The organism is Ottowia sp. (genome assembly GCF_047601385.1).
GTDB lineage: Bacteria > Pseudomonadota > Gammaproteobacteria > Burkholderiales > Burkholderiaceae_C > Ottowia.
In genome coordinates, this window is record NZ_JASGJP010000001.1 from 161,246 (window position 1) to 185,226 (window position 23,981).

General features: G+C 70.4%; 24 protein-coding genes. 17 read left to right on the plus strand and 7 right to left on the minus strand.

Annotated features, from left to right (window positions below; genetic code table 11):
* Window positions 1–90 precede the first annotated feature (90 nt).
* Window positions 91–870: a DUF3011 domain-containing protein gene (locus QM772_RS00695; RefSeq protein WP_415133174.1), complete on the plus strand. Its 780-nt coding sequence runs from the start codon at window positions 91–93 to the stop codon at window positions 868–870.
* 27 nt (window positions 871–897) lie between these two features.
* Here the strand turns inward: QM772_RS00695 and QM772_RS00700 are convergent, their stop codons facing one another.
* Both QM772_RS00700 and QM772_RS00705 read right to left on the minus strand, forming a co-directional pair.
* Window positions 898–2,034, minus strand: coding sequence for an iron-containing alcohol dehydrogenase (locus QM772_RS00700; protein ID WP_415133176.1), 1,137 nt, complete (start codon window positions 2,032–2,034; stop codon window positions 898–900).
* 72 nt (window positions 2,035–2,106) lie between these two features.
* Window positions 2,107–4,266, minus strand: a complete 2,160-nt coding sequence (locus QM772_RS00705; RefSeq protein WP_415133178.1) for a TonB-dependent siderophore receptor — start codon at window positions 4,264–4,266, stop codon at window positions 2,107–2,109.
* 145 nt (window positions 4,267–4,411) lie between these two features.
* Here QM772_RS00705 and QM772_RS00710 point away from each other — a divergent pair, with 145 nt between their 5' ends.
* The 4 genes from QM772_RS00710 (at window position 4,412) to QM772_RS00725 (ending at window position 8,150) form a co-directional block, all read left to right on the plus strand.
* Window positions 4,412–5,194 carry a response regulator transcription factor gene (locus QM772_RS00710; protein WP_415133180.1) on the plus strand — a complete coding sequence of 261 codons (783 nt, stop codon included), beginning with the start codon at window positions 4,412–4,414 and terminating at the stop codon, window positions 5,192–5,194.
* A 91-nt stretch (window positions 5,195–5,285) separates the two neighbouring features.
* Window positions 5,286–6,194, plus strand: coding sequence for a 2-keto-4-pentenoate hydratase (locus tag QM772_RS00715; RefSeq protein WP_415133182.1), 909 nt, complete (start codon window positions 5,286–5,288; stop codon window positions 6,192–6,194).
* A gap of 61 nt (window positions 6,195–6,255) precedes the next feature.
* Window positions 6,256–7,215: an alpha/beta hydrolase gene (locus tag QM772_RS00720; RefSeq protein ID WP_415133184.1), complete on the plus strand. Its 960-nt coding sequence runs from the start codon at window positions 6,256–6,258 to the stop codon at window positions 7,213–7,215.
* Between the two features lie 65 nt (window positions 7,216–7,280).
* A complete protein-coding gene (locus tag QM772_RS00725; protein WP_415133186.1) occupies window positions 7,281–8,150 on the plus strand; it encodes a YbgC/FadM family acyl-CoA thioesterase in 870 nt (289 codons plus the stop codon).
* Window positions 8,151–8,176: 26 nt separating this feature from the next.
* Here the strand turns inward: QM772_RS00725 and QM772_RS00730 are convergent, their stop codons facing one another.
* From QM772_RS00730 to QM772_RS00740, 3 genes are all read right to left on the minus strand, one after another.
* Window positions 8,177–8,596, minus strand: a complete 420-nt coding sequence (locus QM772_RS00730) for a putative toxin-antitoxin system toxin component, PIN family (protein WP_415133188.1) — start codon at window positions 8,594–8,596, stop codon at window positions 8,177–8,179.
* A 32-nt stretch (window positions 8,597–8,628) separates the two neighbouring features.
* Window positions 8,629–8,925 (minus strand): type II toxin-antitoxin system Phd/YefM family antitoxin, encoded by a 297-nt coding sequence (locus QM772_RS00735; RefSeq protein ID WP_415133190.1) that lies wholly within the window; start codon window positions 8,923–8,925, stop codon window positions 8,629–8,631.
* A 123-nt stretch (window positions 8,926–9,048) separates the two neighbouring features.
* Window positions 9,049–9,966, minus strand: coding sequence for a YgfZ/GcvT domain-containing protein (locus tag QM772_RS00740; protein WP_415133192.1), 918 nt, complete (start codon window positions 9,964–9,966; stop codon window positions 9,049–9,051).
* Between the two features lie 46 nt (window positions 9,967–10,012).
* On the opposite strand from QM772_RS00740, the gene mltG reads away from it, so the two are divergent.
* The 8 genes from mltG to QM772_RS00780 all read left to right on the plus strand — a co-directional run bounded on the left by mltG (window position 10,013) and on the right by QM772_RS00780 (window position 16,823).
* On the plus strand, window positions 10,013–11,008 hold the full coding sequence (gene mltG, locus QM772_RS00745) for an endolytic transglycosylase MltG (protein WP_415133194.1): 996 nt from the start codon (window positions 10,013–10,015) through the stop codon (window positions 11,006–11,008).
* Window positions 11,009–11,788: 780 nt separating this feature from the next.
* Entirely contained in the window at window positions 11,789–12,430 is a 642-nt protein-coding gene (tmk, locus tag QM772_RS00750; RefSeq protein ID WP_415133196.1) for a dTMP kinase, read from the plus strand.
* Window positions 12,431–12,491: 61 nt separating this feature from the next.
* On the plus strand, window positions 12,492–13,496 hold the full coding sequence (locus tag QM772_RS00755; RefSeq protein ID WP_415133197.1) for a DNA polymerase III subunit delta': 1,005 nt from the start codon (window positions 12,492–12,494) through the stop codon (window positions 13,494–13,496).
* 26 nt (window positions 13,497–13,522) lie between these two features.
* Entirely contained in the window at window positions 13,523–13,894 is a 372-nt protein-coding gene (locus tag QM772_RS00760) for a PilZ domain-containing protein (RefSeq protein WP_415133199.1), read from the plus strand.
* Window positions 13,895–13,926: 32 nt separating this feature from the next.
* A complete protein-coding gene (locus tag QM772_RS00765) occupies window positions 13,927–14,736 on the plus strand; it encodes a TatD family hydrolase (RefSeq protein ID WP_415133201.1) in 810 nt (269 codons plus the stop codon).
* The gene (locus tag QM772_RS00770; RefSeq protein ID WP_415133203.1) at window positions 14,733–15,647 is read left to right on the plus strand and encodes an ankyrin repeat domain-containing protein; all 915 of its coding nucleotides are present in this window, start codon (window positions 14,733–14,735) and stop codon (window positions 15,645–15,647) included. The genes QM772_RS00765 and QM772_RS00770 overlap by 4 nt, the downstream gene beginning before the upstream one ends.
* A gap of 49 nt (window positions 15,648–15,696) precedes the next feature.
* On the plus strand, window positions 15,697–16,164 hold the full coding sequence (gene bfr / locus QM772_RS00775; protein WP_415133205.1) for a bacterioferritin: 468 nt from the start codon (window positions 15,697–15,699) through the stop codon (window positions 16,162–16,164).
* On the plus strand, window positions 16,161–16,823 hold the full coding sequence (locus tag QM772_RS00780) for an epoxyqueuosine reductase QueH (RefSeq protein ID WP_415133207.1): 663 nt from the start codon (window positions 16,161–16,163) through the stop codon (window positions 16,821–16,823). The genes bfr and QM772_RS00780 overlap by 4 nt, the downstream gene beginning before the upstream one ends.
* Window positions 16,824–16,986: 163 nt before the next feature.
* Here QM772_RS00780 and QM772_RS00785 read toward each other — a convergent pair whose 3' ends face one another.
* Window positions 16,987–17,868, minus strand: a complete 882-nt coding sequence (locus QM772_RS00785) for a LysR family transcriptional regulator (RefSeq protein WP_415133209.1) — start codon at window positions 17,866–17,868, stop codon at window positions 16,987–16,989.
* Window positions 17,869–17,972: 104 nt separating this feature from the next.
* On the opposite strand from QM772_RS00785, the gene QM772_RS00790 reads away from it, so the two are divergent.
* The 4 genes from QM772_RS00790 to mmsB are packed head-to-tail and all read left to right on the plus strand — an operon-like array spanning window position 17,973 to window position 22,769.
* Window positions 17,973–19,490, plus strand: coding sequence for a CoA-acylating methylmalonate-semialdehyde dehydrogenase (locus tag QM772_RS00790; protein ID WP_415133211.1), 1,518 nt, complete (start codon window positions 17,973–17,975; stop codon window positions 19,488–19,490).
* 54 nt (window positions 19,491–19,544) lie between these two features.
* The gene (locus QM772_RS00795; protein ID WP_415133213.1) at window positions 19,545–20,711 is read left to right on the plus strand and encodes an acyl-CoA dehydrogenase family protein; all 1,167 of its coding nucleotides are present in this window, start codon (window positions 19,545–19,547) and stop codon (window positions 20,709–20,711) included.
* Window positions 20,708–21,844 (plus strand): enoyl-CoA hydratase/isomerase family protein, encoded by a 1,137-nt coding sequence (locus QM772_RS00800; protein ID WP_415133215.1) that lies wholly within the window; start codon window positions 20,708–20,710, stop codon window positions 21,842–21,844. Before QM772_RS00795 ends, QM772_RS00800 begins: the two co-directional genes overlap by 4 nt.
* Before the next feature lie 22 nt (window positions 21,845–21,866).
* Entirely contained in the window at window positions 21,867–22,769 is a 903-nt protein-coding gene (gene mmsB, locus QM772_RS00805; protein ID WP_415133217.1) for a 3-hydroxyisobutyrate dehydrogenase, read from the plus strand.
* 267 nt (window positions 22,770–23,036) lie between these two features.
* On the opposite strand, the gene QM772_RS00810 is transcribed toward mmsB, so the two are convergent.
* Window positions 23,037–23,981, minus strand: a complete 945-nt coding sequence (locus QM772_RS00810; protein WP_415133218.1) for a LysR family transcriptional regulator — start codon at window positions 23,979–23,981, stop codon at window positions 23,037–23,039.

Sequence of the window (23,981 nt, forward strand, 5' to 3'; positions counted from 1 at the left end):
GCCCTGTCACGCCTTTCCGGCATGGTGCGCGGTAACATGGCTGCGGAAAAGTTCTGCAACACCTATTCAAGCGACGAGGAGGTTTTCGCCATGCGCCATCTTTCCACCGCGCTGCTGCTGTCCGCGGCCGCGCTGCCTTCGCACTGGGCCCAGGCCCAGCCCATGGGCTACCCGCAGCAGGGGCGCAGCATCGTGTGCGAAAGCCAGGACGGCGGCTACCGCGAGTGCGCCACGGGCTTTCGCGGCGGCGCGGTGTTGGTGGAGAACCTCTCCAGCACCCGCTGCGTCGAAGGCGGCAACTGGGGTAACAGTGGGCGCGGCGGCGTCTGGGTGCGCGAGGGTTGCCGCGCGCGCTTCGCCGAGGCCGGCGGCCCGGGCGGCTATCCGCCGGGGCAAGGCGGCTCCGGCCAGCCCGTGGGAGCCAGCCGGCCACCCGTGGTGGGCTGGGATCAGGGCGGCCAGGAGCGCCAGGAGCAACTGGTGCGCTGCGAGAGCGACAACGGCAGCTACCGCGAATGCCGCGTGCCCGGCCGCGCGCGCATCGAGCTGGTGCGCCAGTTGTCGGACTCGGCCTGCGTGGAAGGCCGCACCTGGGGCACGCGCGGCGACCGCGTGTGGGTCAATCGGGGCTGCCGCGCCGAGTTCGCGGCCCACGGGGGCGCCTGGAGCGGCGGCTGGGACCGCAGCGTGATCTGCGCCAGCGAGGACCAGCAGACCATCACCTGCCCATGGAATTCACGCGCGGACCGCCCGCGCCTGCTGGAGCAGTTGTCCAGCGCCGCCTGCCGCGAGGGCCAGAGCTGGGGCACCACGCGCAGCGGCGACATCTGGGTCAGCCGTGGCTGCCGCGGGCGCTTCGGCGCCCGGTGAACGTTGCCGCCGCCGGTGCGAGGCCGGCTACATCGACTCGGCCAGCATGCGCCGGTAGTCCTGCGGCGAGGCGATGCGCGGGTTGGTCTTGTGGCAGTGGTCGAGCAGGGCGTGGTGGATGATCTTGTCGAACATGCCCTCGGTCACGCCCAGCTCGCGCAGGCCGGTGGGCAGGCCGAGGCGGCCCGTCATGGCCTTGACGGCCTCGGCCACGTCGGTGTTTGAATCGAGCCCCATCGCCTGCGCCATGCGCGCCAGGCGCTCCTCTTTCTGAATCGATTCGGCGCCGGCGTTGAAGCGGATCACCGCCGGCAGGAAGACCGCGTTCAGTGTGCCGTGGTGCGTGCGCGGGTCGATGCCGCCCAGGCTGTGGCTGAGCGAGTGCACGCAGCCCAGCCCCTTCTGGAACGCCATGGCGCCGTGCACGCTGGCGGCCATCATGTTCAGGCGCGCGTCGCGGTCGCCGCCGTTTTGCGTGGCGCGCTCGATGTGCGCCCAGCCGCGCCGCAGCCCCTCCAGCGCGATGCCGTCGGCCGGCGGGTTGAAGGCCGGTGCCATGAAGGTCTCCATGCAGTGCGCGATGGCATCCATGCCCGTGGCGGCCGTGAGCTTGGGCGGCAGGCCCAGCGTCAGCGCCGGGTCGCAGATGGCGGCCTTGGGCATCAGGCTCCAGCTGTGGAAGCCCAGCTTGCGGCCGTCGTCCACGATGACGATGGCGCCGCGCGCCACCTCGCTGCCGGTGCCGGCGGTCGTGGGGATGGCGATCAGCGGCGCCACGGCCTCGGTGATCCTGGGCGAGCCGCCCTCGATGGTGGCGTAGGTCGCCAGCGGCCCGGGGTGCGTGGCGGCGATGGCCACGCCCTTGGCGCAGTCGATGGCGCTGCCGCCGCCCAGGGCGATCAGGCCGTCGCAGCCCTCGGCACGGTACACCTCGGCGGCGGCGCGCACGGCGGCCTCGGTGGGGTTGGAGGGCGTGCCGTCGAACACCGCGTGCGGCCGCCCGCCCAGCGCCTGCTCCACGGGGGCCAGCAGCCCGGCGGCGCGTACGCCGGCGTCGGTGACGACCAGCGGCCGGGCGATGCCCACGCGCTCGCAGTGTGCGCCCAGTTGGGCGAGGGCGCCGAAGTCGAACTCGATCTGGGTCAGGTACAGGATCAGGGCCATGGCGAACGGGCTTTGCGGTAGTGTGAGCGGGGTCTCCGATCCTAACCACAAAGCCCGCGTGTGCTGGCCTGCCTAGAACATCGCCTTCACGGTGAAGGCGAACGTTCTCGGGTTGCCTTGCGCCCTGGTATTCGACCAGTACACCTTGTCCGCGATGTTCTGCACGGTGAAGTTGAACGTCGTCGGGTAGCCGCCCAGCCTGGTGGCGTACCGCACGCCCGCATCGAACAGGGTGTAGGCGGGCACGACGAGGGTGTTCGCGTCGTCGTCGTACTTTTTGCCCGTGTAGAAGGCGCCGCCGGACAGGGTCAGCCCGGGGACGCCCGGAACCCTGTACTCGGCATAGATCTTGGCCATGCGGCTGGCGGCTCCGCTGGGTTTCTTGCCGTCCAGCGCCGGGTTGGTGTTCTTGGCGAGGCTCAGGTCCATCACCGTGGCGCCGGCCACCAGCGTGAGGTTGTCCGTCACCCTGCCCGTGATGCCGACTTCCAGGCCCTGGTGGATCTGTTTGCCGTCCTGTGTCCGCCTGATGTTCGGCGAGGCGCCGCCGAGATCCACGTCGTAGATATTGGCCTTCTCGATCCGGAACAGGGCCGCGTTGATCATCACCCGGTCGTTCAGGCTGTACTTTCCGCCGATTTCATATTGCTTGCTGGTGTAGGGCGGCAGCACCTCGTCCTTGTTGACGTAGTCGTCGCCCGAGACGACGGAGCCTGCCTCCAGGCTCTCGATGTACGTGACGTAGGTGCTCAGGCTGGGCATGGGCTTGTACATCAGCGACAGCGTGGGCGTGAAGGCCGACTGGTCGTAGCCCGTGCTGCCCCGGTAGCTCTTGGTCTTGATGCGGGCGTAGTTGCCGCCCACCAGCGCGGACCACTGGTCGTTGAACTTGATGTCGTCGCCGATCAGGACGTTCGAGTACTCCGTCTTGTTGTTGAGGTAGGGCGCCGACGCCGCGCTGCCCCAGCCGGCGGGCATCGGGAAGTTCCTGAACCCTTCGGGCGTGGTGGCATCGGGGATGAGGAACTGCGAACCGCCGCTGCTGTTCTTGGTCTTCTCGCTGCTGGCGGAGTAGCCCACCGTCAGCGTGTGTTGTATTCCGCCGGTGTTGAACTTCGAGTCCAGGTAGGCGGCGGCGCCGAGCTTGTCGTTCTCCGCCTTGCCTGGGTAGCCGTACCATGACCTGGCCTGCACGACGCCGTTCACGTAGCGCATGCGCGCGTCGTTGCCGGAGCGATCGATCGTCTCGTAGAACAGGCCGGTTCTCAGCGTGAAGACGTCGCTGATGTTCCATTTGACGCTGTTCTCGATCTTTTTCGAGGTGAGAAGCTGCTTCTGCCATTCCGGCGTGTAGCTCTGGTTGCTGCGGAAGCCGTCTCCGGAATAGTCGATGGGCTCGCCGTTGTTGCCGCCCCAGAAGATCGTCGGGCCGGGGTTTTGTGTGTCCTTGTAGCTCAGGCGCAGGTCGGTATAGAAGTCCTTGTTCGGCTTCAGGTCGAACACCAGGCTGGCCCCGTCGATTTTTCTTTTCTCCTTCCGGGCAGTCTCGCCGCCCTGGTGGAGCACGTTGAGCCGGTAGCCGAACACATGGTTCTTGTCGATTTGCCCGCTCAGGTCGAGGTGCCCGAAGTACGAGCTGCCGCCATAGGTGCCGAACGACACGTTCCGCAGCGGATCGAGCGTGGGCTTCTTGGTGATGTAGTTCACCGCGCCGCCCACGCGCCCGCCGCCATACAGGAAGCCGGTGGCGCCGTTGATGATCTCGACGCGCTCGATGTCCTGCATCATCGGCGTGCCGCCGACCCGGCTGACGTAGGGCATGCCGTTGACGATGGGGAAGTTGACCTGGAACCCGCGGATGGTCACCCAGGCGCCGTCGGTCGCGTCGCTGGCGATGCGCGCGGTCTCCTGCGTGGTGGGGTTGACCTTGAAGACCTGGTCCATGTCCTGGGCGTTGAGGTTTTCGATCAGCTCCTCCGGCACCACGGTGATGGCGTAGGGGGTGTCCTGCAGGTCCCGCGCGCCCCAGGCGCCCGCGCCCGTGATCTTCTTGCTGACGTAGCCGTCCGCGGCGGTGCCGGTGGCCTCCGGCCGGGCCGCCTTGACCGTGACGTCGGCCAGTTGCGGCACCTCGCCGCTGGCGGGCTCCGCGGCCGTCTGGGCGCGTGCCGCGGCGCTGGCCAGGACGGCCAGGGCGATGAGACTCAACCGGAAGCGGGGTGCTGGGATCACGTGATTTCCTCGTTGCAAATGAAACTGATCGGCTGCCGCGCGCGCAGGCGGCCTTTGGCGCCGTGTCGAAAAAACTCGCTAATAGGAATCATTGTCATTAAGATGCAAAACCTTTCACGTTGTCTTTACAAATCTTTAGATACCCATGGGCGCATCCGAGGAGCAGCAGGGGCCGGCGGCCCGGCCACAGCCAGCGTCGGCGCGGCGCCTGCCGCGCGTGCTGGTGGTGGACGACGACCTGCGGCTGGCGCGCATGCTGGGGGAGTACCTGGCCGATGAGACCTGGCTGCTGGAATTCGCCCACGACGGCGGTCTGGCCCGCGACCTGCTGCTGCGGCGGCGCTTCGACCTGCTGGTGCTCGACGTCATGCTGCCCACGCTGGACGGCTTCGCGCTGCTGCGCTGCGCGCGCCAGCGGCACGCGGGCCTGCCGGTGCTGATGCTCAGCGCGCGCGCCGAGGCGCGCGACCGTATCCTGGGCCTGGAAAGCGGCGCCGACGACTACCTGGCCAAGCCTTTCGATCCGCGCGAGCTGCGCGCGCGCATGCGGGCCCTGCTGCGCCGCGGCGTGCGCGCGGCGCCGGATGCGGGGCAGGGCGCGGGCGACGTGGTGCTGACGCTCGGGGCGCTCGAACTGGCGCCCGCCACCGGCCTGGCCCGGCTCGGCGCGCGGACGGCGCGCCTCACCCGGGCCGAGTCGCGCATGCTGGCGATGCTGATGCGCGCCGAGGGCCGGCCGGTGGGCCGGGCGCAGCTGACGCAGTGGGTGCTGGGGCGCGCGCTGCTGGTCACCGACCGCAGCCTGGACACCCACGGCAGCAACCTGCGGCGCAAGCTGGGCCTGGTCGGCGCGCAGGCCGCCGAGCCGATGCTGCGCAGCATCCGGGGCGTGGGCTACGTACTGGCGCTGCCGCCGGCCCCGCGCTGAACACCCGGCGCCCGCCTTCTTCGCCGCCGTTCCGGGATACGATGCCGGGCGCACCCGCATCCATTCACACCACGCTACCGAGGAGACCGCCTTGCCCCGTTCGCACGCTTTCCATCTCGCCGCCGTCGCCGCAACCGCCGCCCTGCTGGCCGGCTGCGCCAGCACCTCCGCGCCCGTGGTGGCCGACACGCCCGGCTGCCTGGGCGGGGTCGAGGTCAACCGCCTGCTGGCCGACATCAACGCCCGCCGCCCCGCCGCCAACCTGCCCGAGGGGCTGACCATGGCCGACGCCGCCTGCACCCGCTCCAAGCTGCAACAGCGGCTGGCCGGGCAGGCCGGCCGGCTGGCGGGCTACAAGGCCGGGCTCACAAACCCGGCGGTGCAGAAGCGCTTCAACACCGACCAGCCGGTGTGGGGCGCGCTCTACACCGACATGCTGCTGAACGACGGCGCCATCGTGGACGCCGCCTTCGGCGCCCGCCCGCTGTACGAGGCCGACCTGCTGGTGCGCGTGAAGGACGCGGCCATCAACCAGGCCGCCACGCCGGCCGAGGTGCTGGCCCACGTGGACCAGATCATCCCCTTCATCGAGCTGCCCGACCTGATGGTGGAGTCGCCGCCCAAGCTGAACGGCGCCGGCATCAGCGCCATCAACGTCGGCGCGCGCCTGGGCGTGCGCGGCGCGCCGCTGCCGGTGCCGCAGGACGCCGCCGGCCGCGCCGCGCTGCTCGACCAGCTGCGCGACATGAACGTGCGCCTGGTCGATGCGCAGGGCGCGGCGCTCGGCGGCGGCAAGGGATCCGACGTGCTGGGCCACCCGCTGAACGCGGTGGTGTGGCTGGCGCAGGCGCTCAAGCCCGTCGGCGCCTCGCTGCGGCCGGGGCAGGTGGTCAGCCTGGGCTCGTTCTCGGCCCTGCTGCCGCCCAAGCCGGGCCTGAAGGCCACGGTGCACTACGACGGCGTGCCGGGTTTGCAGCCGGTGACCGTCACTTTCCGCTGATTGCTATCGTGAAGATAGCTGCCGGCGCTTGCCAGACAAGCGCTGTCGGCCGATTTGACTCATGAAACACGGCCCCGAGATCCACGCCCGCCTGACCTCGCAGACCCGCCTGATGGTGGAGCTGATGGCGCGCGCCCCGTACCCGCCCATGCACACGCTGACGGCGGCCGAGGCCCGGGCCGCGCACGCCCGGGCGGCCGGCGTGCTGGACGTGCCCAAGCCCGACATCGCCCGCGTGCAGGACCTGCGCGTGCCGGCGCGCGACGGCGCCGGGCTGCCCGCGCGCCTGTATGCCGATTCCACCGCCGCCGGCCTGCCGGCGCTGCTGTACATGCACGGCGGCGGCTTCACCATCGGCGGCATCGACTCGCACGACACGGTGTGCCGCGTGCTGGCGCAGTTGAGCGGCGCGGCCGTGCTGTCGCTGGACTACCGGCTGGCGCCCGAGCACCGCTTTCCGACCGCCGTGCACGACAGCTTCGATGCCCTGCACTGGCTGGCGGGCGAGGGCGGCGCCGCGCTGGGCCTGGACACCACCCGCCTGGCCGTGGGTGGCGACTCGGCCGGCGGCACGCTGGCGGCCGTCAGCGCCATCCACGCGCGTGATTCGGGCATTCCGCTGGCGCTGCAACTGCTGATCTACCCCGGCACCACCGACCACCAGGACACCGATTCGCACGCCCTGTTCGCGCACGGCCCGGTGCTGGACAAGGCGCTGATCGACTGGTTCTTCCACCACTACATCGACAGCGTGGACCGCGGCGACTGGCGCTTCGCCCCGCTGAAGTCCGCCGAGGTCGATGGCGTGGCCCCCGCCTGGGTGGGCCTGGCCGAATGCGACCCGCTGGTGGACGAGGGCGTGCTGTACGCCGACAAGCTGCGCGCCGCCGCCGTGCCGGTCGATCTGGAGATCTACCGCGGCGTGGTGCACGGCTTCCTCACCCTGGGCCGCGCTATCCCCGAGGCCAGGCAACTGCATGCCGATGCCGCCGCCGCGCTGCGCCGGGCCTTTTCAGGATAACTACGTTTTTAATAGCTGCCAGCGCTTGCCGGTCGGGCGCTGGAGCCCGATTTGATTCATAAGCCATGAAGCCCGCCGACTTCCGCCTCCACCACCGCCTGCGCGTGCGCTGGGCCGAGGTGGACGTGCAGCACATCGTCTTCAACGCCCACTACCTGGCCTATTTCGACTGCGCCATGACCGACTACTGGCGCGCGCTGGCGCTGCCCTACGACGAGGCCATGCGGCAGTTGGGCGGCGACACCTTCCTGCGCAAGACCACGGTGGAATTCAACGCCCCCGCGCGCATGCGCGACGCGCTCGACGTGGCCCTGCGCTGCGACCGCATCGGCACGTCGTCGATGACCTACGTCGGCGCCATCTTCCGCGACCACCAGCTGCTCGCCACCGCCGAGCTGGTCTACGTCTTCGCCGACCCGGCCGCGCAGACCTCGCGCCCGGTGCCCGAGCCGCTGCGCGCGGCGATCGAGAGCTTCGAGGCCGGCCAGCCCGTCACCCGCGTGCGGACCGGCACCTGGGCCGAACTGATGGCGCCCGCGCGCGCCGTGCGCACCGCCGTGTTCGTAGAGGAGCAGGGCATCGCGCAGGAGGACGAGTGGGACGAACTGGACGACACCGCCGTGCACGCCGTCGTCACCAACCTGCTCGGCATGCCCGTGGGCACCGGCCGGCTGCTGCGCGAGGGCGAGGGCGCCGCCCACACCGCGCGCATCGGCCGCATGGCGGTGGACCGCGCGCTGCGCGGCGGCGGCGTCGGCCGCCAGGTGGTGCAGGCGCTGGAGCAGGCCGCCCGCGCGCGCGGCGACACCGCCGTGGTGCTCGGCGCGCAGCGCTCGGCCGAGCCCTTCTACGCCCGCCTGGGCTATGCGCCCTATGGCGAGCCGTACGAGGAAGTGGGCATCCCGCACGTCGGGATGCGGCGGGTGCTGGGCTGAAGCGAGGCCGCCGGAGGGGCCGCTGATCAAGGCCCGCTGGTAGCTACGAACGCAGAAGGCCGGACGATGGCGATGCCTCGCCACGGATGCAGGCACAGCAGGTCGCTGTCACCACTCACGATGGTGGTGGCCCGCGCGTCCAGCGCGAGCGCGAGGAACTTGTTGTCTCTGGGGTCGCGGTAGTCGGTGACCGTGGAGACGACGTGGTGCCAGCGTGCGGCGCGGGCCAGCGCATGCAGGTAGCCGCTGCGTTGACCGGCATGAGGGAAATAGCGGTCGAACCGAGGGCGGTGCAGCACTTCGTGCAGTTCGTCCCAGGTGTCGTCGGAGAAGGCCAGTTCATGGGTCAGCACGGCCTGCGTCAGCGCCTGCGCGCTCGGGCTGCCGGGCAGCAGCGCGGCGCTGACCAGCAGGTTGGTGTCGAGCACGATAGGAGGCGACTGCACCAATGGCGCGGCGGCGGGCGGCATCCGCGGCGTCAGCCTTCGTCGATGAGGCGCTGCACGTCCTGCTCGGTCAGGCCCTCCTGCCGGGCCTGCTCGCCCAGCCCGGCCATGCTGCGCTGGATTTCGGCCTCCGCCTCGGCGCCGCGCAACGGCGCGAGTTCACTCAGCGCGCGCGCGAACTGGCGCTGCAACGCGGCAATGTCGTTGACGGGCGAGAGCACCAGCGAAACCGGACGTCCGCGCCGGGTGATGAGCACCGGCTCGCGCTGCACGGTGTCCAGCAACTCGCCAAAGCGGTTCTGGGCTTCGAGCGAGGGGATGGTTTGCATGGCGGGCTCCTGAAGATCAAGCAGGCGTAACAGTCATTCTAGCTGTTACAGCGAGAGCAGATGCTGACGAGACTGGCGTAAAGGCACAGCAGGTGCATGCCCGCAGGCCACCTGGGCGTCAGGTCAGATGTCTTCCAGCAGCGGGTAGGGCAGGTGCAGGCCGGTCAGCGCCGGCCCGTCCGCCGCGCCCACGCGCAGGTCGGCGGCCTGGGCGGCGGCGAGGTGGATGGACACGATCACCGCCGTGCCGCCCTGCGGTGCCTCGGCCGCCTGCGCGACCAGGCCCACGGGCTGGTCCGGTTCGGCCGCCGAGAACACCTCCTGCCCGGCCCGCGCCACGCCATCGACCTGGCCGGCGAAGGCGCGCCGCTTGATGGCGCCGCGGAACTGGCTGCGCGCCACCACCTCCTGCCCGGGGTAGCAGCCCTTCTTGAAGCTGACGCCGCCCACCGATTCGTAGTTGAGCATCTGCGGCACGAAGGCCTCGATGACCGGCGCGCTCACCGTCGCCACGCCGCTCTGCACGGCGGCCCAGTCCCACAGCGCGGGCGACAGCGCGTGGCCGGGGGGCGGCGCGCTGCCGGCCGGACCGATCCACAGCGCGCGTGACGCGCCGCCGGCGGGTGGCAGCGGGGCCAGGAATTCGGAGTCTTTTTGGCTGCCAGCGCTTTCCTGGTCTGCGCCAGCAGCTATAGAAGATGCAGCATCGCCGATCAGGCCATGGAGCGCCAGCTCGTCCGTGGCGTCGCTCAACTTGACCTTGGCGCGCAGCACGAACATCGACAGTTTCTTCAGCGTCGGCGCCAGCAGGTCGCGGCTGCACACCAGCCAGAACTCCTGCGGCGAGCGCTTGCAGGCCACGAAGCTGGCCAGCAGCCGCCCCTTGGCGTTGCAGTAGCCGGCCAGGCGCGCTTCGCCGGGCTTCATCAGCACCACGTCCTGCGTCAGCTGGCCTTGCAGGAACTCGGCCGCCTGTTCGCCGGCGGCGCGGATCACGCCCAGGTGGGGCAGGGGGGCGATGCCGTGAAGGTCGATGGACATGGCTGAATTATCATGGCCGGTTCCTCTCCATGACGACCCTGGGGCTGTGCGCCGACTCCTTTCGATCCTGCTGATCCTGCTGCTGGCGGCCCTGGCCGCCGGCGCGGCCGGCTGGTGGTGGACCACCCAGCCGCTGGCGCTGGCGGCCGACAAGGTGGAAGTCAGCGTGCCCGTCGGCGCCTCGCTGCGCACGGCGGCGGCCAAGGCGGTGGAGGGCGGCGTGCGCACCCGGCCCGAGCTGCTGGCCTGGTACTTCCGCCTGGCGGCGCGCGAGCAGACCATCAAGCCCGGCGAATACGAGGTCACGCGCGGCATGACGCCGGGCGAGCTGCTGGACAAGCTGGTGCGCGGCGACCGCATCGTGCTGGCGGTGACGCTGGTGGAAGGCTGGACGTTCAGGCAGTTCCGCGAGGCGCTGGCCAAGGCCGAGCACCTGACGCACGACACCGCCGGCCTGTCGGACGAGCAGGTCATGCAGTTGCTGGACCGCCCTGGCGTGCACCCCGAGGGGCGCTTCTTCCCCGACACCTACCACTACGCCAGGAGCTCCGGCGAGCTGGCCGTGCTGCGCCAGTCGCTGCAACTGATGGACAAGCGCCTGGCGGCGGCCTGGGAGGCGCGCGCGCCCGGCCTGCCGCTGAAGTCGCCCGAGCAGGCGCTGATCCTGGCCAGCATCGTCGAGAAGGAGACCGGGCGGCCGGAAGACCGCGCCGACGTGGCGGCGGTGTTCGTCAACCGCCTGCGCATCGGCATGCGCTTGCAGACCGACCCGACGGTGATCTACGGCGTGGGCCCCCGGTTCGACGGCGACCTGAAGCGCAGCCACCTGACCGCCGACACGCCCTACAACACCTACACCCGCGCCGGCCTGCCGCCGACGCCCATCGCCATGCCGGGCAAGGCGTCGCTGATGGCGGCGGTGCAGCCGTCGGGGAGCAAGGCGCTTTACTTCGTGGCGCGCGGCGATGGGAGCAGCCATTTCAGCCAGAGCCTGGATGAGCACAATCGGGCGGTGAATCGGTATCAGCGGGGGATTCGATAGTGTTTATTGCCCGCTGCTGCTTGAGGATGCGTCGGAGGCCGGGAGTTCGCCCCGGCGGGCGACCTACTTTTCTTGCTCGCACAAGAAAAGTAGGCAAAAGAAGTGCGCCCCAAGTCTGCGACCCCTTCGCTGCGCTACGGGGCAAACCTGCGTCGCGGGGCTTGCGGGGTGCGCCGCAGAACTCACTGCGCGCTGCGCGCTCCGTTCAGACAACCGCGGCGAGTCAGTTCACGAAGCGCGTGCATGCTGCGCTGCACGCGCCACCCCGCAAGCCCCGCGCCGCAGGCGCAGCCACAGGGGGTTTGAAGTCCATTCGGGCCATCGCTGCGCTCGGCCCCGCACACGCGGCGCAAAGCGCCTGCGCCTTGGGGGCCGAGCGCAGCGATGGCCCGTGTGGTTTCCCACTCCCCTCTGCGCGTGCCGAGGAGCGCAGGGCGTGGGGCGGGCATGGGCAGCGCAGCATGCCCATGCTTCGTGCTCTGACTCACTGCGGTTGTTTGAGCGTAGTGCGCAGCACGCAGCGAGTTCCGCAGTGCCGCCCCACGACCGAGCACCGCAGGTTGCCCCGCAGCGCAGCGAAGGGGACACGCGAAGTGGGGTCGCCTTTTCTTTGCCTACTTTCTTTTGGCGACGCAAAAGAAAGTAGGTGCGCCGCCGGGCGCACATCCCGGCCAGCAGCGCCTCCGGCAAACACCAGGAAATTAAGAGCCAAAGAAGCCCCCAGCGCCCGCCCACCAAGCGCCACCAGCTACAAAAAAAGAAGCAACCAGAGAAGTTGAAATGCCCAAAGGACTTTTCATCAGCTTCGAAGGCATCGACGGCGCCGGCAAATCCACCCACATCGACGCCCTGGCCGACGCCTTCCGCGCCGCCGGCCGCGCCGTCACCCTCACGCGCGAACCCGGCGGCACGCCGCTGGCCGAGCAGATCCGCGCGCTGGCGCTGCACCAGCCGATGGACGCGCTGACCGAGGCGCTGCTGATGTTCGCCGCCCGGCGCGACCACATCGCCCAGGTCATCGCCCCCGCGCTCGCGCGCGGCGAGGTGCTGATCTGCGACCGCTTCACCGACGCCACTTTCGCCTACCAGGGCGGCGGGCGCGGCTTCGACTGGGGCGCGCTATTACAGCTAGAGCGCCTGGTGCAGGCCCAGCAAGCGCCGCAGGGCCAAGACCTGCTGCAACCCGACCTGACCCTGTGGTTCGACCTGCCCCCCGCCGTGGCCGCCACCCGCCTGTCCGGCGCCCGCGTGCCGGACAAGTTCGAGGCCCAGCCCGCCGCCTTCTTCGAGGCCGTGCGCGCCGGCTACGCGCGCCGCCAGGCGGCCGAGCCGGCGCGCTTCGCCCGCATCGATGCCGACCAGCCGCGCGAAGCCGTCTGGGCCGCCGCGCATGCCGCCGTGCAGGGCAGGGGGTGGCTGTGAGCGCCGCCCGGCTGCTCCGAAGGCGCGCACACCCGCAGTCCGTAGGACGGAGGGTGATTCGATGAGCACCACGCTCCAAGCCCCCTGGATCGCCGATCAGCTGCAAGCCCTGCTGGCCCAGCGCGGCCACGCCTGGCTGCTGCAAGGCCCTTCGGGCCTGGGCCAGTTCGACCTCGCTTTGGCCCTGGTGCGAGCCTGGCTGTGCGACGCACCCACGCCGCAAGGCGCCTGCGGCCAGTGCGCCAGTTGCCACGCCATCGACGTGCACACCCACACCGACCTGGCCGTGCTGATGCCCGAAACGGAGATGATCGCGCGCGGCTGGCCGCTGCCCGAGAAGGCGCAGGCCGACATCGACGACAAGAAGCGCAAGCCCAGCAAGGAGATCCGCGTCGATGCGCTGCGCGATGCCATCGAGTTCGCCCAGCGCACCAGCGGCCGAGGGCGCGGCAAGGCGGTGCTGGTGTACCCGGCCGAGCGCATGAACCACGTGGCCGCCAACGCGCTGCTCAAGACGCTGGAGGAGCCGCCCGGCGACGTGCGCTTCGTGCTGGCCACCGACGCCGCGCACCTGCTGCTGCCCACCATCCGCAGCCGCTGCCTCGGCCACACCCTGACCTGGCCCGCCGAGCCCGACGCGCTGCGCTGGCTCGCCGCCGCCGGCCTGGCCGAGGGCGACGCCGCCGCGCTGCTGCGCGCCGCCGGCGGCCGCCCGGCCGAAGCGCTGGCCCTGGCCGAGGCCAAGGACGGCGCCCGGCAGTGGGCGCTGCTGCCGCGCGCGCTGGGCGCGGGCGACGTATCGGCGCTGGCCGGCCTGCCGCTGCCTGAAGCGGTGGCGCGGCTGCAGAAGCTCTGCCACGACCTGATGGCGGTGCAGGCGGGCGCCGCGCCGCGCTTCTTCGCCGCCGCAGACCTGCCGCAGCGCCCGCTGGCCGCGGCCGCGCTGGCGCGCTGGTGGGCGCAGCTCGGGCAGGCCGCGCGCACGGCCGAGCATCCATTAAATGCCGGTTTGGCGACGGAATTCCTGGTCAGCGCCGCGCGGCAGGCCCTAAACTCGAAAGCCTGACCACTCAGCGCCGAACGGTCTTCACGATGTCCACCAGCCAGCTCTCGGGCCTCAGCGGCCCACGTCCGAGCGTCATCCAGCTCGCCATCCGCGAGAAAGCCGCGCTCTACGCCGCCTACATCCCGATGTTCGCCGAGGGTGGCATCTTCATCCCGTCCGACCGCGACTACCGGCTGGGCGACGACGTCTACGTGCTGATCACCCTGCCCGACGACCACCAGCGCTACCCCGTGGCCGGCAAGGTGGCCTGGATCACGCCGGCGCGCGCCTCGGGCAACCGCACGCAGGGCGTGGGCGTGCGCTTCCCGAACGACGAGAAATCGACCCAGCTCAAGGTCAAGATCGAGCAGATCCTGGGCTCCGCGCTGGGCTCCGACCGCCCGACGCAAACGATCTGACGCTCTCCCGGGCCGCGCGGCGGCCCCCATGCATGTTCACCGACTCGCACTGCCATCTGACCTTTCCCGAACTGGCGGCCGACCTGCCCGCGATCCGCGCGGCCATGCAGGCGGCGCGGGTCACGCGCGCGCTGTGCATCAGCACCACCATGGAGGAATTCCCCGGCGTGCAGGCGCTGGCGGCGGCGCATGACAACTTCTGGGCCACCGCCGGCGTGCACCCCGACAGCGAGGACGTGCACGAGCCCAGCGTCGATGAGCTGGTGCGGGCCGCCGCGCTGCCCAAGGTGGTGGCCATCGGCGAGACGGGCCTGGACTACTACCAGATGGCCGAGCGCAAGGGCGGCCGCGGCATCGCCGACATGGGCTGGCAGCGCGAGCGCTTCCGCACCCACATCCGTGCCGCGCGTCAGGCCGGCGTGCCGCTGGTGATCCACACGCGCGCGGCGTCCGACGACACCCTGGCCATCCTGCGCGAGGAGGGCGAGGACGGTTCGGCCGGCAGCGCCGGCGGCGTGTTCCACTGCTTCACCGAGACGGTGGCGGTGGCGCGCGCGGCGCTGGACCTGGGCTTCCACGTGTCGCTGTCGGGCATCGTCACCTTCAAGAACGCGGCCGACGTGCACGAGGTGGCCCGCATGGTGCCGGAGGACCGCCTGCTGATCGAGACCGACAGCCCCTACCTGGCGCCGGTGCCGTACCGCGGCAAGACCAATTCGCCCGCCTACGTGCCCCACGTGGCCGCGCGCATCGCCGAGCTGCGCGGCGTGCCCGTGGAGCGGGTGGCGGAATTCACCAGCGCCAACTTCACGCGGTTGTTTTCGCGCGTGGGCGGCGCATGAAGGCGCTCAAGGCCGCGCTCCTGGCCTGCGTGCTGGCCTTCGCCGGCGTGGCCGCCTGGGCCGACCCGGCCGACGATCTCCTGCGCGCCATCAAGCAGGACAACGCCTCGCGCGTGGCCAGCCTGCTGCGCGCCGGCGCCGACCCGAACGCGCGCGACCCGCGCGGCGTGCCGGCCCTGTACGTGGCGTTGCAGGAGGGCTCGCTGGAGGCCGCGCGCGCCCTCGTCGCCGCGCCCCGGCTGGACCCCGACGCGCGCACGCCCACCGACGAGACCGCGCTGATGATGGCCGCGCTCAAGGGCCAGGTGGAGATCGCCCAGGCGCTCATCATCAAGGGTGCTCAGGTCAACCGGCCCGGCTGGTCGCCGCTGCACTATGCCGCCAGCGGCGGCGGCCCGGAGATGATCCGTCTGCTGCTGCGGCAGCGCGCCGAGGTCGATGCGCGCTCTCCGAACGAGAGCACGCCGCTCATGCTGGCCGCGCGCTACGGCACGGTGGAGGCGGTGCAGATGCTGCTGCGCGCGGGCGCCGACCCGCGCGCGCGCAACCAGCTCGGCATGGACGCGCTGGACTTCGCCGTCAGCGGCGACCGCCCCGACGCCATCGAGCTGCTGACCCAGGCCAAGCGCCGCGCGCCCGTGCGCACCGCGCAGCCGCCCGCGCCGGTGGCTGCCCCGCCGGCCGCGCGTGCCGCGCTGCCCACGCCCACGCCGGCTCCGGTGGCCGTGCCGGCGCCCGTCTTCAGCCCCGCGCCCGGCCCGCTGCCGGCGCCGGGCCAGGCGGTGCAGGTCACCCCCGATCCGCCGCCCGGCCAGGCGGTCCAGGTCACGCCGGCCGAGGCCGCTTCGGCGCCCACGCCAGCCCCGCCGCTCAAGCTCAGCCTGCCGCCAGCGGTCCGCGGCGGCTGGTAGCGCGCGATCGCGCGACAATACGGGGGTTTCCCCCAAAATGGTGATCGACATGCAAGGCGACCCCGAAGTCCTCCAGACCCTCAACACGCTGCTGGCCGGCGAACTGATGGCGCGCGACCAGTATTTCATCCATGCCGCCATGTACCAGGACTGGGGCCTGGGCAAGCTGCATACGCGCTTCCAGCACGAGATGGAAGAGGAGACCGGCCACGCCCGCGCCATCATCGACCGCATCCTGCTGCTGGGCGGCACGCCCAGGATGACGCCCGACGCGCTGACCGTGGGCGAGGACGTGGCCGACATGCTGCGCAAGGACCTGGCCGTCGAGCTGCACGTGCGCGAGGCGCTGAAGGCCGCCATTGCCCTGTGCGAGCGCAAGAGCGACTTCGTCACCCGCGACATGCTGCTGGTGCAACTGGCCGACACCGAGGAAGACCACGCGCACTGGATCGAGCAGCAGCTGAAGCTGATCGAGCGCGTGGGCCTGCCGAACTACATCCAAAGTCAGATGGCATGAGCGCGCCTGAAAGAAAGCCCCTGCCGCTGCCCGGCGGCCACCGCAAGGTGCTGCTGCACTCCTGCTGCGCGCCGTGCTCGGGCGAGGTGATGGAGGCCATGCTGGCCTCGGGGATCGACTACACGATCTTCTTCTACAACCCCAACATCCATCCGCAGAAGGAATACGAGCTGCGCAAGGACGAGAACATCCGCTTTGCCGAGCAGTTCGGGGTTCCGTTCATCGATGCCGACTACGACCGCGACAACTGGTTCGCCCGCGCCAAGGGCATGGAGCACGAGCCCGAGCGCGGCATCCGCTGCACCATGTGCTTCGACATGCGCTTCGAACGCACGGCGCTGTACGCGCACGAGCACGGCTTTCCGGTGATGACCAGCTCGCTGGGCATCTCGCGCTGGAAGAACATGCAGCAGATCAACGACTGCGGCATCCGCGCCGCGGCGCGCTACCCGGGCCTGAGGTACTGGGACTACAACTGGCGCAAAGGCGGCGGCTCGGCCCGCATGATCGAGATCAGCAAGCGCGAGAGCTTCTACCAGCAGGAATACTGCGGCTGCGTCTACTCGCTGCGCGACACCAACGCGCACCGCGTGGCCCAGGGCCGCGAGCGCATCGAGCTGGGCGTGAAGTTCTACGGCGACGGGTCGGACGAGGTTTAAAGCCTTTTCGGCCTCCAGCGCCCGCCAGGCAAGCGCGGACGGCTATATTTTATGAAGCAATCGGGTTTCTTCCCGTCATTCCCGCGAAGGCGGGAATCCAGTGCCTCCACGCAGCGCCGCCGCTGGATCCCCGCCTGCGCGGGGATGACGAGGGCAGGGGCTTTCACTCCGGCAACAACCGTACCTTCATCCCCGCCACCGCCTCGCGCAACAAATTCCACACCGCCTGCATCGCCGGCTCGTGCCGCAGCTCGGCGGGCATGCTCATCCAGAAGGTGCGGATGAAGCGGCCTTCCTGCGGCAACACGCGCGCCAGCGTCGGGTCGTGGTCGGCCAGGAAGGCGGGCAGCACGGCCAGGCCGGCGCCGGCGCGCACGGCCTCTACCTGCGCCACGATGCGCAGCGCGAAGCGCGCCGGCTGGTGCAGCGCGCCCAGGAATTGCAGCTCGCGGGTGAACAGCAGGTCGTCCACGTAGCTGACAAAGGCGTGGTGGCTCAGGTCCTCGCGCCGCTGCACCAGCGGGCGGCGCGCCAGGTACTGGCGCTCGCCGTACAGGTGCAGGGCGTAGTCGGCCAGGCGCGTGACCACCACCGTCTCGCGCTGCGGGCGCTCCAGCGAGATCACGATGTCGGCCTCGCGGCGCGACAGGTGCAGGAGGCGGGGCAGGGCGAGCAGGTCCAGCGTCAGGCCGGGGTGCCGCACGGTCAGGCGCGCCAGCTCGGGCGCCAGCATGGCGGTGCCGAAACCCTCGGTGGCGCCCAGGCGCACCACGCCGCTGGGGCCGTCGCCGGCGGCGGGCGCGGCCGGGGCGATCTGGCGGGCGGCCTGTTCCATGGCCTGCGCGCCGGGCAGCAGGGCCTGGCCGGCCTCGGTCAGGCGGTGGCCGCCGGCCTCGCGCGTGAACAGGGTGGCGCCGGTCTGCTTCTCCAGCGCGCGCAGGCGCCGGGCCACGGTGGTGTGGTCCACGCCCAGCCGGCGCGCGGCGGCCACCAGCGTGCCGGTGCGCGCCACCTCCAGGAAGAAGCGCAGGTTGTCCCAGTCCATGCCGTTCACTGATGTGCAGATCTGCAAAGCCAGAATGCGATCCTGCGCATTGTCATGGCAATTTCGCACAAGTACGATGGCGCGATTCGTCAAGGAGACAACGCATGGACGCATCCACCACCCCTAAGGCCGCCACCGTCAAGCTGCTGATCGGCGGCCGGTTCGTCGAATCCCAGTCCACCCAGTGGCGCGATGTGGTCAACCCCGCCACCCAGCAGGTGCTGGCGCGCGCGCCTTTCGCCACGCTGGCCGAGGTGGATGCGGCCGTGGCCGCCGGCAAGGAAGCCTTCAAGACCTGGCGCAAGACGGCCATCGGCACGCGCGCGCGCATCTTCCTGAGGTACCAGCAGCTGATCCGCGAGCACATGGGCGAGCTGGCCGCGCTGCTGACGGCCGAGCAGGGCAAGACCCTGCCCGACGCCGAGGGCGACGTGTTCCGCGGCCTGGAGGTGGTGGAGCACGCCGCCGCCATAGGCAACCTGCAACTGGGCGAGCTGGCGAACAACGTGGCGGCGGGGGTGGACACCTACACCGTGATGCAGCCGCTGGGCGTGTGCGCGGGCATCACGCCGTTCAACTTCCCGGCCATGATCCCGCTGTGGATGTTCCCGATGGCGATCGCCACCGGCAACACCTTCGTGCTGAAGCCCTCCGAGCAGGATCCGATGGTGACCATGCGCCTGTGCGAGCTGGCGCTGGAGGCCGGCATTCCGCCCGGCGTGCTGAACGTGGTGCACGGCGGCGAGGACGTGGTCAACGCCATTTGCGACCACAAGGACATCAAGGCGATCAGCTTCGTCGGCTCCACCAAGGTCGGCACGCACGTCTACAACCGCGCCAGCCTGGCGGGCAAGCGCGTGCAGTGCATGATGGGCGCCAAGAACCACGCCATCGTCATGCCCGACGCCCACAAGGAGCAGACGCTCAACGCCGTGGCCGGCGCGGCCTTCGGCGCCGCCGGGCAGCGCTGCATGGCGCTGTCGGTGGTGGTGCTGGTGGGCGAGGCGCAGCAGTGGATTCCCGAGCTGGTGGCCAAGGCCAGGACGCTGAAGGTCAGCGCCGGCACCGAGCAGGGCACCGACGTCGGTCCGCTGGTGTCCTGCGCCGCGCGCAGCCGCGTGGAGGGCCTGATCGAGCGCGGCATCGCCGATGGCGCCACGCTGGCGCTGGACGGCCGCAACCCCACCGTGCCGGGCTACGAGAAAGGCAACTTCGTCGGCCCCACCATCTTCAGCGGCGTGAAGGCGGGCATGAGCATCTACGAGCAGGAGATTTTCGGCCCCGTGCTGTGCCTGGCCGGCGCGGCCGACCTCGACGAGGCCATCGCCTTCATCAACGCCAACCCCAACGGCAACGGCACCGCCATCTTCACGCAGTCGGGCGCGGCGGCGCGCCGGTTCCAGGAGGACATCGACGTCGGCCAGGTGGGCATCAACGTGCCGATCCCGGTGCCGGTGCCGCTGTTCTCGTTCAGCGGCTCGCGCGCTTCCAAGCTGGGCGACCTGGGGCCTTACGGCAAGCAGGTGGTGCTGTTCTACACACAGACCAAGACGGTGACGGCGCGCTGGTTCGACGACGACACCACGGCGCACGGCGTCAACACCACCATCAGTTTGCGATAAAAATTGGGCGCTAGCGCTTGCTGGACAAGCGCTGGCAGCTATCAAAACAAGAGTATGGACTTTGAACTGACCGAGGAGCAGCGCGCCTTCGCGCAGACGGCGCGCGACTTCGCTGAAGGCCAATTGGCGCCGCACGCCGCGCGTTGGGACGCCGAGGGCATCTTCCCGCGCGAGGCCATCGCCAAGGCCGGCGAGCTGGGTTTCTGCGGCTTGTACGCGCCCGAGGCTGCCGGCGGCCTGGCGCTGCCCCGGCTGGACGCCACGCTGGTGTTCGAGCAGATGGCCGCGGTCGACCCCAGCACCACCGCCTTCATCACCATCCACAACATGGCGACCTGGATGCTCGGCACCTGGGCCACGCCGGAAGTGCGCGCGCAGTGGGGACCGGCGCTGTGCGCGGGCGAGAAGCTGGCCAGCTACTGCCTGACCGAGCCCGGCGCCGGCTCCGACGCCGCGTCGCTGAAAACGCGCGCGCGGCTGGAGGGCGGCGAGTACGTCATCAACGGCGGCAAGGCGTTCATCAGCGGCGCCGGCAGCACCGACGTGCTGGTGCTGATGGCGCGCACGGGCGACGCCGAATCGGGGGCAGCGGGCATCTCCGCCTTCGTGGTGCCGGCGCAGGCCGAGGGCATCCACTACGGCAAGAAGGAAGAAAAGATGGGCTGGAACAGCCAGCCCACGCGCCAGATCAGCTTCGACAACGTGCGCATCCCGACCGACCACCTGCTGGGCCGCGAGGGCGAGGGCTTCAAGATCGCCATGAAGGGGCTGGACGGCGGGCGCATCAACATCGCCACCTGCTCGGTCGGCGCCGCGCAGGGCGCGCTCGACCACGCGCGCGCCTACATGCACGAGCGCAAGCAGTTCGGCCAGCCGCTGGCCAGCTTCCAGGCGCTGCAATTCAAGCTGGCCGACATGGCGACCGAGCTGGTCGCCGCGCGCCAGATGGTGCGCCTGGCCGCCACCAGGCTGGACGCTGGCGCCCCGGATGCCTCGACGGTCTGCGCCATGGCCAAGCGCTTCGCCACCGACGCGGGCTTCAACATCGTCAACGACGCGCTGCAACTGCACGGCGGCTACGGCTACATCCGCGAATACCCGCTGGAGCGCCTGCTGCGCGACGCCCGCGTGCACCAGATCCTGGAAGGCACGAACGAGGTGATGCGCGTCATCATCGCGCGCCGCCTGCTGCAAGGCGAAGCGCTGGACTTCCTGCAATGACTTCACAGGCCTCCGTTCTCTTCACCACCCTGCCCACCGGCAGCGGCCACGTCTTCGGCCGCGCCACGCTCAATGTGCCGGCCAGCCTGAACGCGCTGTCGCTGGCGATGGTCGATCTGCTCGATCCGCAACTGGCCGCCTGGGCCGCCGACCCGCAGGTGGCGGGCGTGGTGCTGGATGCCGCGGGTGACAAGGCTTTCTGCGCGGGCGGCGACGTGGTGTCGCTGGCGCGCGCGATCCGCAGTCTGCATGAGACGCAGCCCGGCACCGCGCCGGCCGCCGCCAGCGACTTCTTCGAGCGCGAGTACCGGCTGGACCACCGCATCCACACCTTCCCCAAGCCACTGCTGGCGTGGGGGCACGGCATCGTCATGGGCGGCGGCATCGGGCTGATGGCCGGCGCCTCGCACCGCGTGGTGACGCCCAAAACGCGCCTGGCCATGCCCGAGATCGGCATCGGCCTGTACCCCGACGTGGGTGGCAGTTGGTTCCTGCCACGCCTGCCGGGCCGCGCGGGCGCCTTTCTGGCGCTGACAGGCGCCGCGCTGAACGGCGCCGACGCGCTGTTCGCCGGCATGGCCGACTTCGCCCTGCGCGCCGAGGACCACGACGCGCTGCTGGCCGCCATCCAGGGCGCGCGCTGGCAGGGCGAGGCGGCGGCCGACGGGGCAGGGCTGTCGCACCTGATCGAAGCGCTGGCGGCCGGCGGCGTGGATCTGCCCGCTTCGCCGCTGCGCGCCCACCTGGACCGCATCAACGCCGTGATCGGCCACGACCGGCTGGCCGACATCGCCCCTCGGCTGGCGGCGCTGGCCCATGAGGCCGACCCCTGGCTGGCGCAGGCCGGCGCCACGTTCGCCAAGGGATCGCCCACCTCCGCCGCGCTGGCGCTGGAGATGCAGCGGCGCTGCCGCCACGCCTCGCTGGCCGAGGCGCTGCGGCTGGAATACCAGGCTTCCGTTGGCTGCTGCGCGCGCGGTGACTTCGCCGAAGGCGTGCGCGCCCTGCTGATCGACAAGGACAAGGCCCCGCGCTGGACGCCCGCCACCCTGGCCGAGGTGACGCCGGCGTGGATCGACGCGCATCTGCAACCCCGCTTCGCCGGCCCGCATCCGCTGGCCGACCTGGCCTGACCACCCGAGGAGACAGAACACCATGAGCACGCTTCCCCGCATCGCCTTCATCGGCCTGGGCCACATGGGCGGCCCGATGGCCGCCAACCTGGTGCGCGCCGGCTACGCCGTGCAGGCGTTCGACCTCAGCGAAGCCGCCTGCGCCGCCGCGCGCGAGGCCGGTGCCGGCGTGGCCGCGTCGGCGCGGGACGCCGCCAAGGGCGCGCAGGTCGTCATCTCCATGCTGCCGGCCAGCCGCCACGTCGAATCGCTGTACCTGGGGCAGGGCGGGGATGGCCTGCTGGCGGCCGTGGAGCCCGGCGCCCTGGTGATCGATTGCAGCACCATCGCCCCGGCGTCGGCGCAGAAGGTGGCGCAGGCGGCCGCGGCCCGTGGCCTGGCGATGATCGACGCGCCCGTCTCGGGCGGCGTGGCGGGCGCGGCGGCCGGCACGCTGACCTTCATCGTCGGCGGCGACTCGGCGGCGCTGGAGCGCGCGCGGCCGGTGCTGCAAGCGATGGGCAAGAACATCTTCCACATGGGCGCCGCCGGCGCCGGCCAGGTCGCCAAGCTGTGCAACAACATGGCGCTGGGCGTCATCATGGCCGTCACCGGCGAGGCCATCGCCCTGGGCGTGGCGCATGGTCTGGACCCGAAAACGCTGTCGCAGATGATGGCCGTCAGCACCAGCCGCAGCTGGGCCACCGAGGTCTGCAACCCCTGGCCCGGCGTGCTGGAGAACGCGCCGTCCTCGCGCGGCTACAGCGGTGGCTTCGGCAACGACCTGATGCTGAAAGACCTGGGCCTGGCCGTGGAAGCCGCCATGGGCGTCGGCAGCGCCATCCCGCTGGGCGAACTGGCGCGCAACCTGTACGCGCTGAACAGGCAGGCCGGACGCGGCGGGCTGGACTTCTCCAGCGTGGTGAAGCTGGTGGCGAAGGAATGAAAGGCCGAAGCTGGGGGCCGCGCGATCATCGACGCCATGCCAGTGGCTGAGCTCGGCAATCGTACGCTGGGCCGGTGAGGCTGTTCAGGACGGATGCGCATTGAGACTCCGGTGTCCGGATTTGCAGTGAGGTGGGCCGGGCTATCGTTCACCGAGATCCCTGAACCGAAGGGCGAGCCGCCGAGAATACGACGACCTTCCACATCAATCTGCCGAGTGTTCATTTGGTGCGCCGGAGCCGGATTCGGCGTAATGGAAACAAATACTTCAGTTATCACGTGGGCTATCCATCGTCACATCGCGCATGGCAACCGAGTCTCCAAATGTCAGCGCAAAACTGTCGAACGACTGGATGATCAGGTCAGCAATGCGCTCCAGCAGCAGGCCGTCTTCCCCGGTGCGGTAGGTCAGCGACAGTTGCAGCGGCGGAAAGGGGCTTTTGACACTCAGCAGTTCGACCTCGCCTGTCGCGACTTGCTGCTGCAGGACGGCAGGCGGGAGCACGGCAATGCCGTAGCCATCGCGTACCAGCTGAATGATGGCGGCCACCGAGTTCACGCAGTTGATGCGAGTGCGGTCCACACCGTTGTCGGAGAACAGCTGCATGAGCGCACGGTGCGGCCCCGAGTTCTTCGAGAAACTGATGATGGGATGGGTGGCCAGGTCGTCCACGTCCAGGCTGCGATGGCCGAGATTCAGGCTGGGGCTGGCGACCCAGCGCATGGGATATTTGCCGAGCGGCATGCTGAGAAGGCCGGGGCTCGATATCAGATCGGTCTGGATCATGATGTCCAGATCGCCGCGCTGCAGCTGTGCGACCAGATGGATCGTGGTGTCGCTGGTCAGTTCCACGCCCAGGTCGGGAAAGGCCGCGCTGATGCGCTGCGTCACCTCGGGCAGGAGGCTGTGCACGATCGATTCGATGACGCCCAGGCGCACCAGGCCACCCACCCGGTCACGATCGCTGATCTCGCGCTTGAGTTCCTGCGACAAGCGCACGATGCGCTCGGCGTAGGGCAGCACCTTGCTGCCCTGTTGGGTGATCGAGACTTCCTTGGTGCCGCGATCGAACAGGCGCGTACCGAGCTCCTGCTCGAGCGTGGCAATGCGCCCCGAGATCGCCGCCTGCGTGATGTGGAGCTTTTCCGCCGTGAGGCGAAAGCTCTTGAGGCGTACCAGCCACAGGAAGGTTTCCAGGAAGCGAATGTTCAT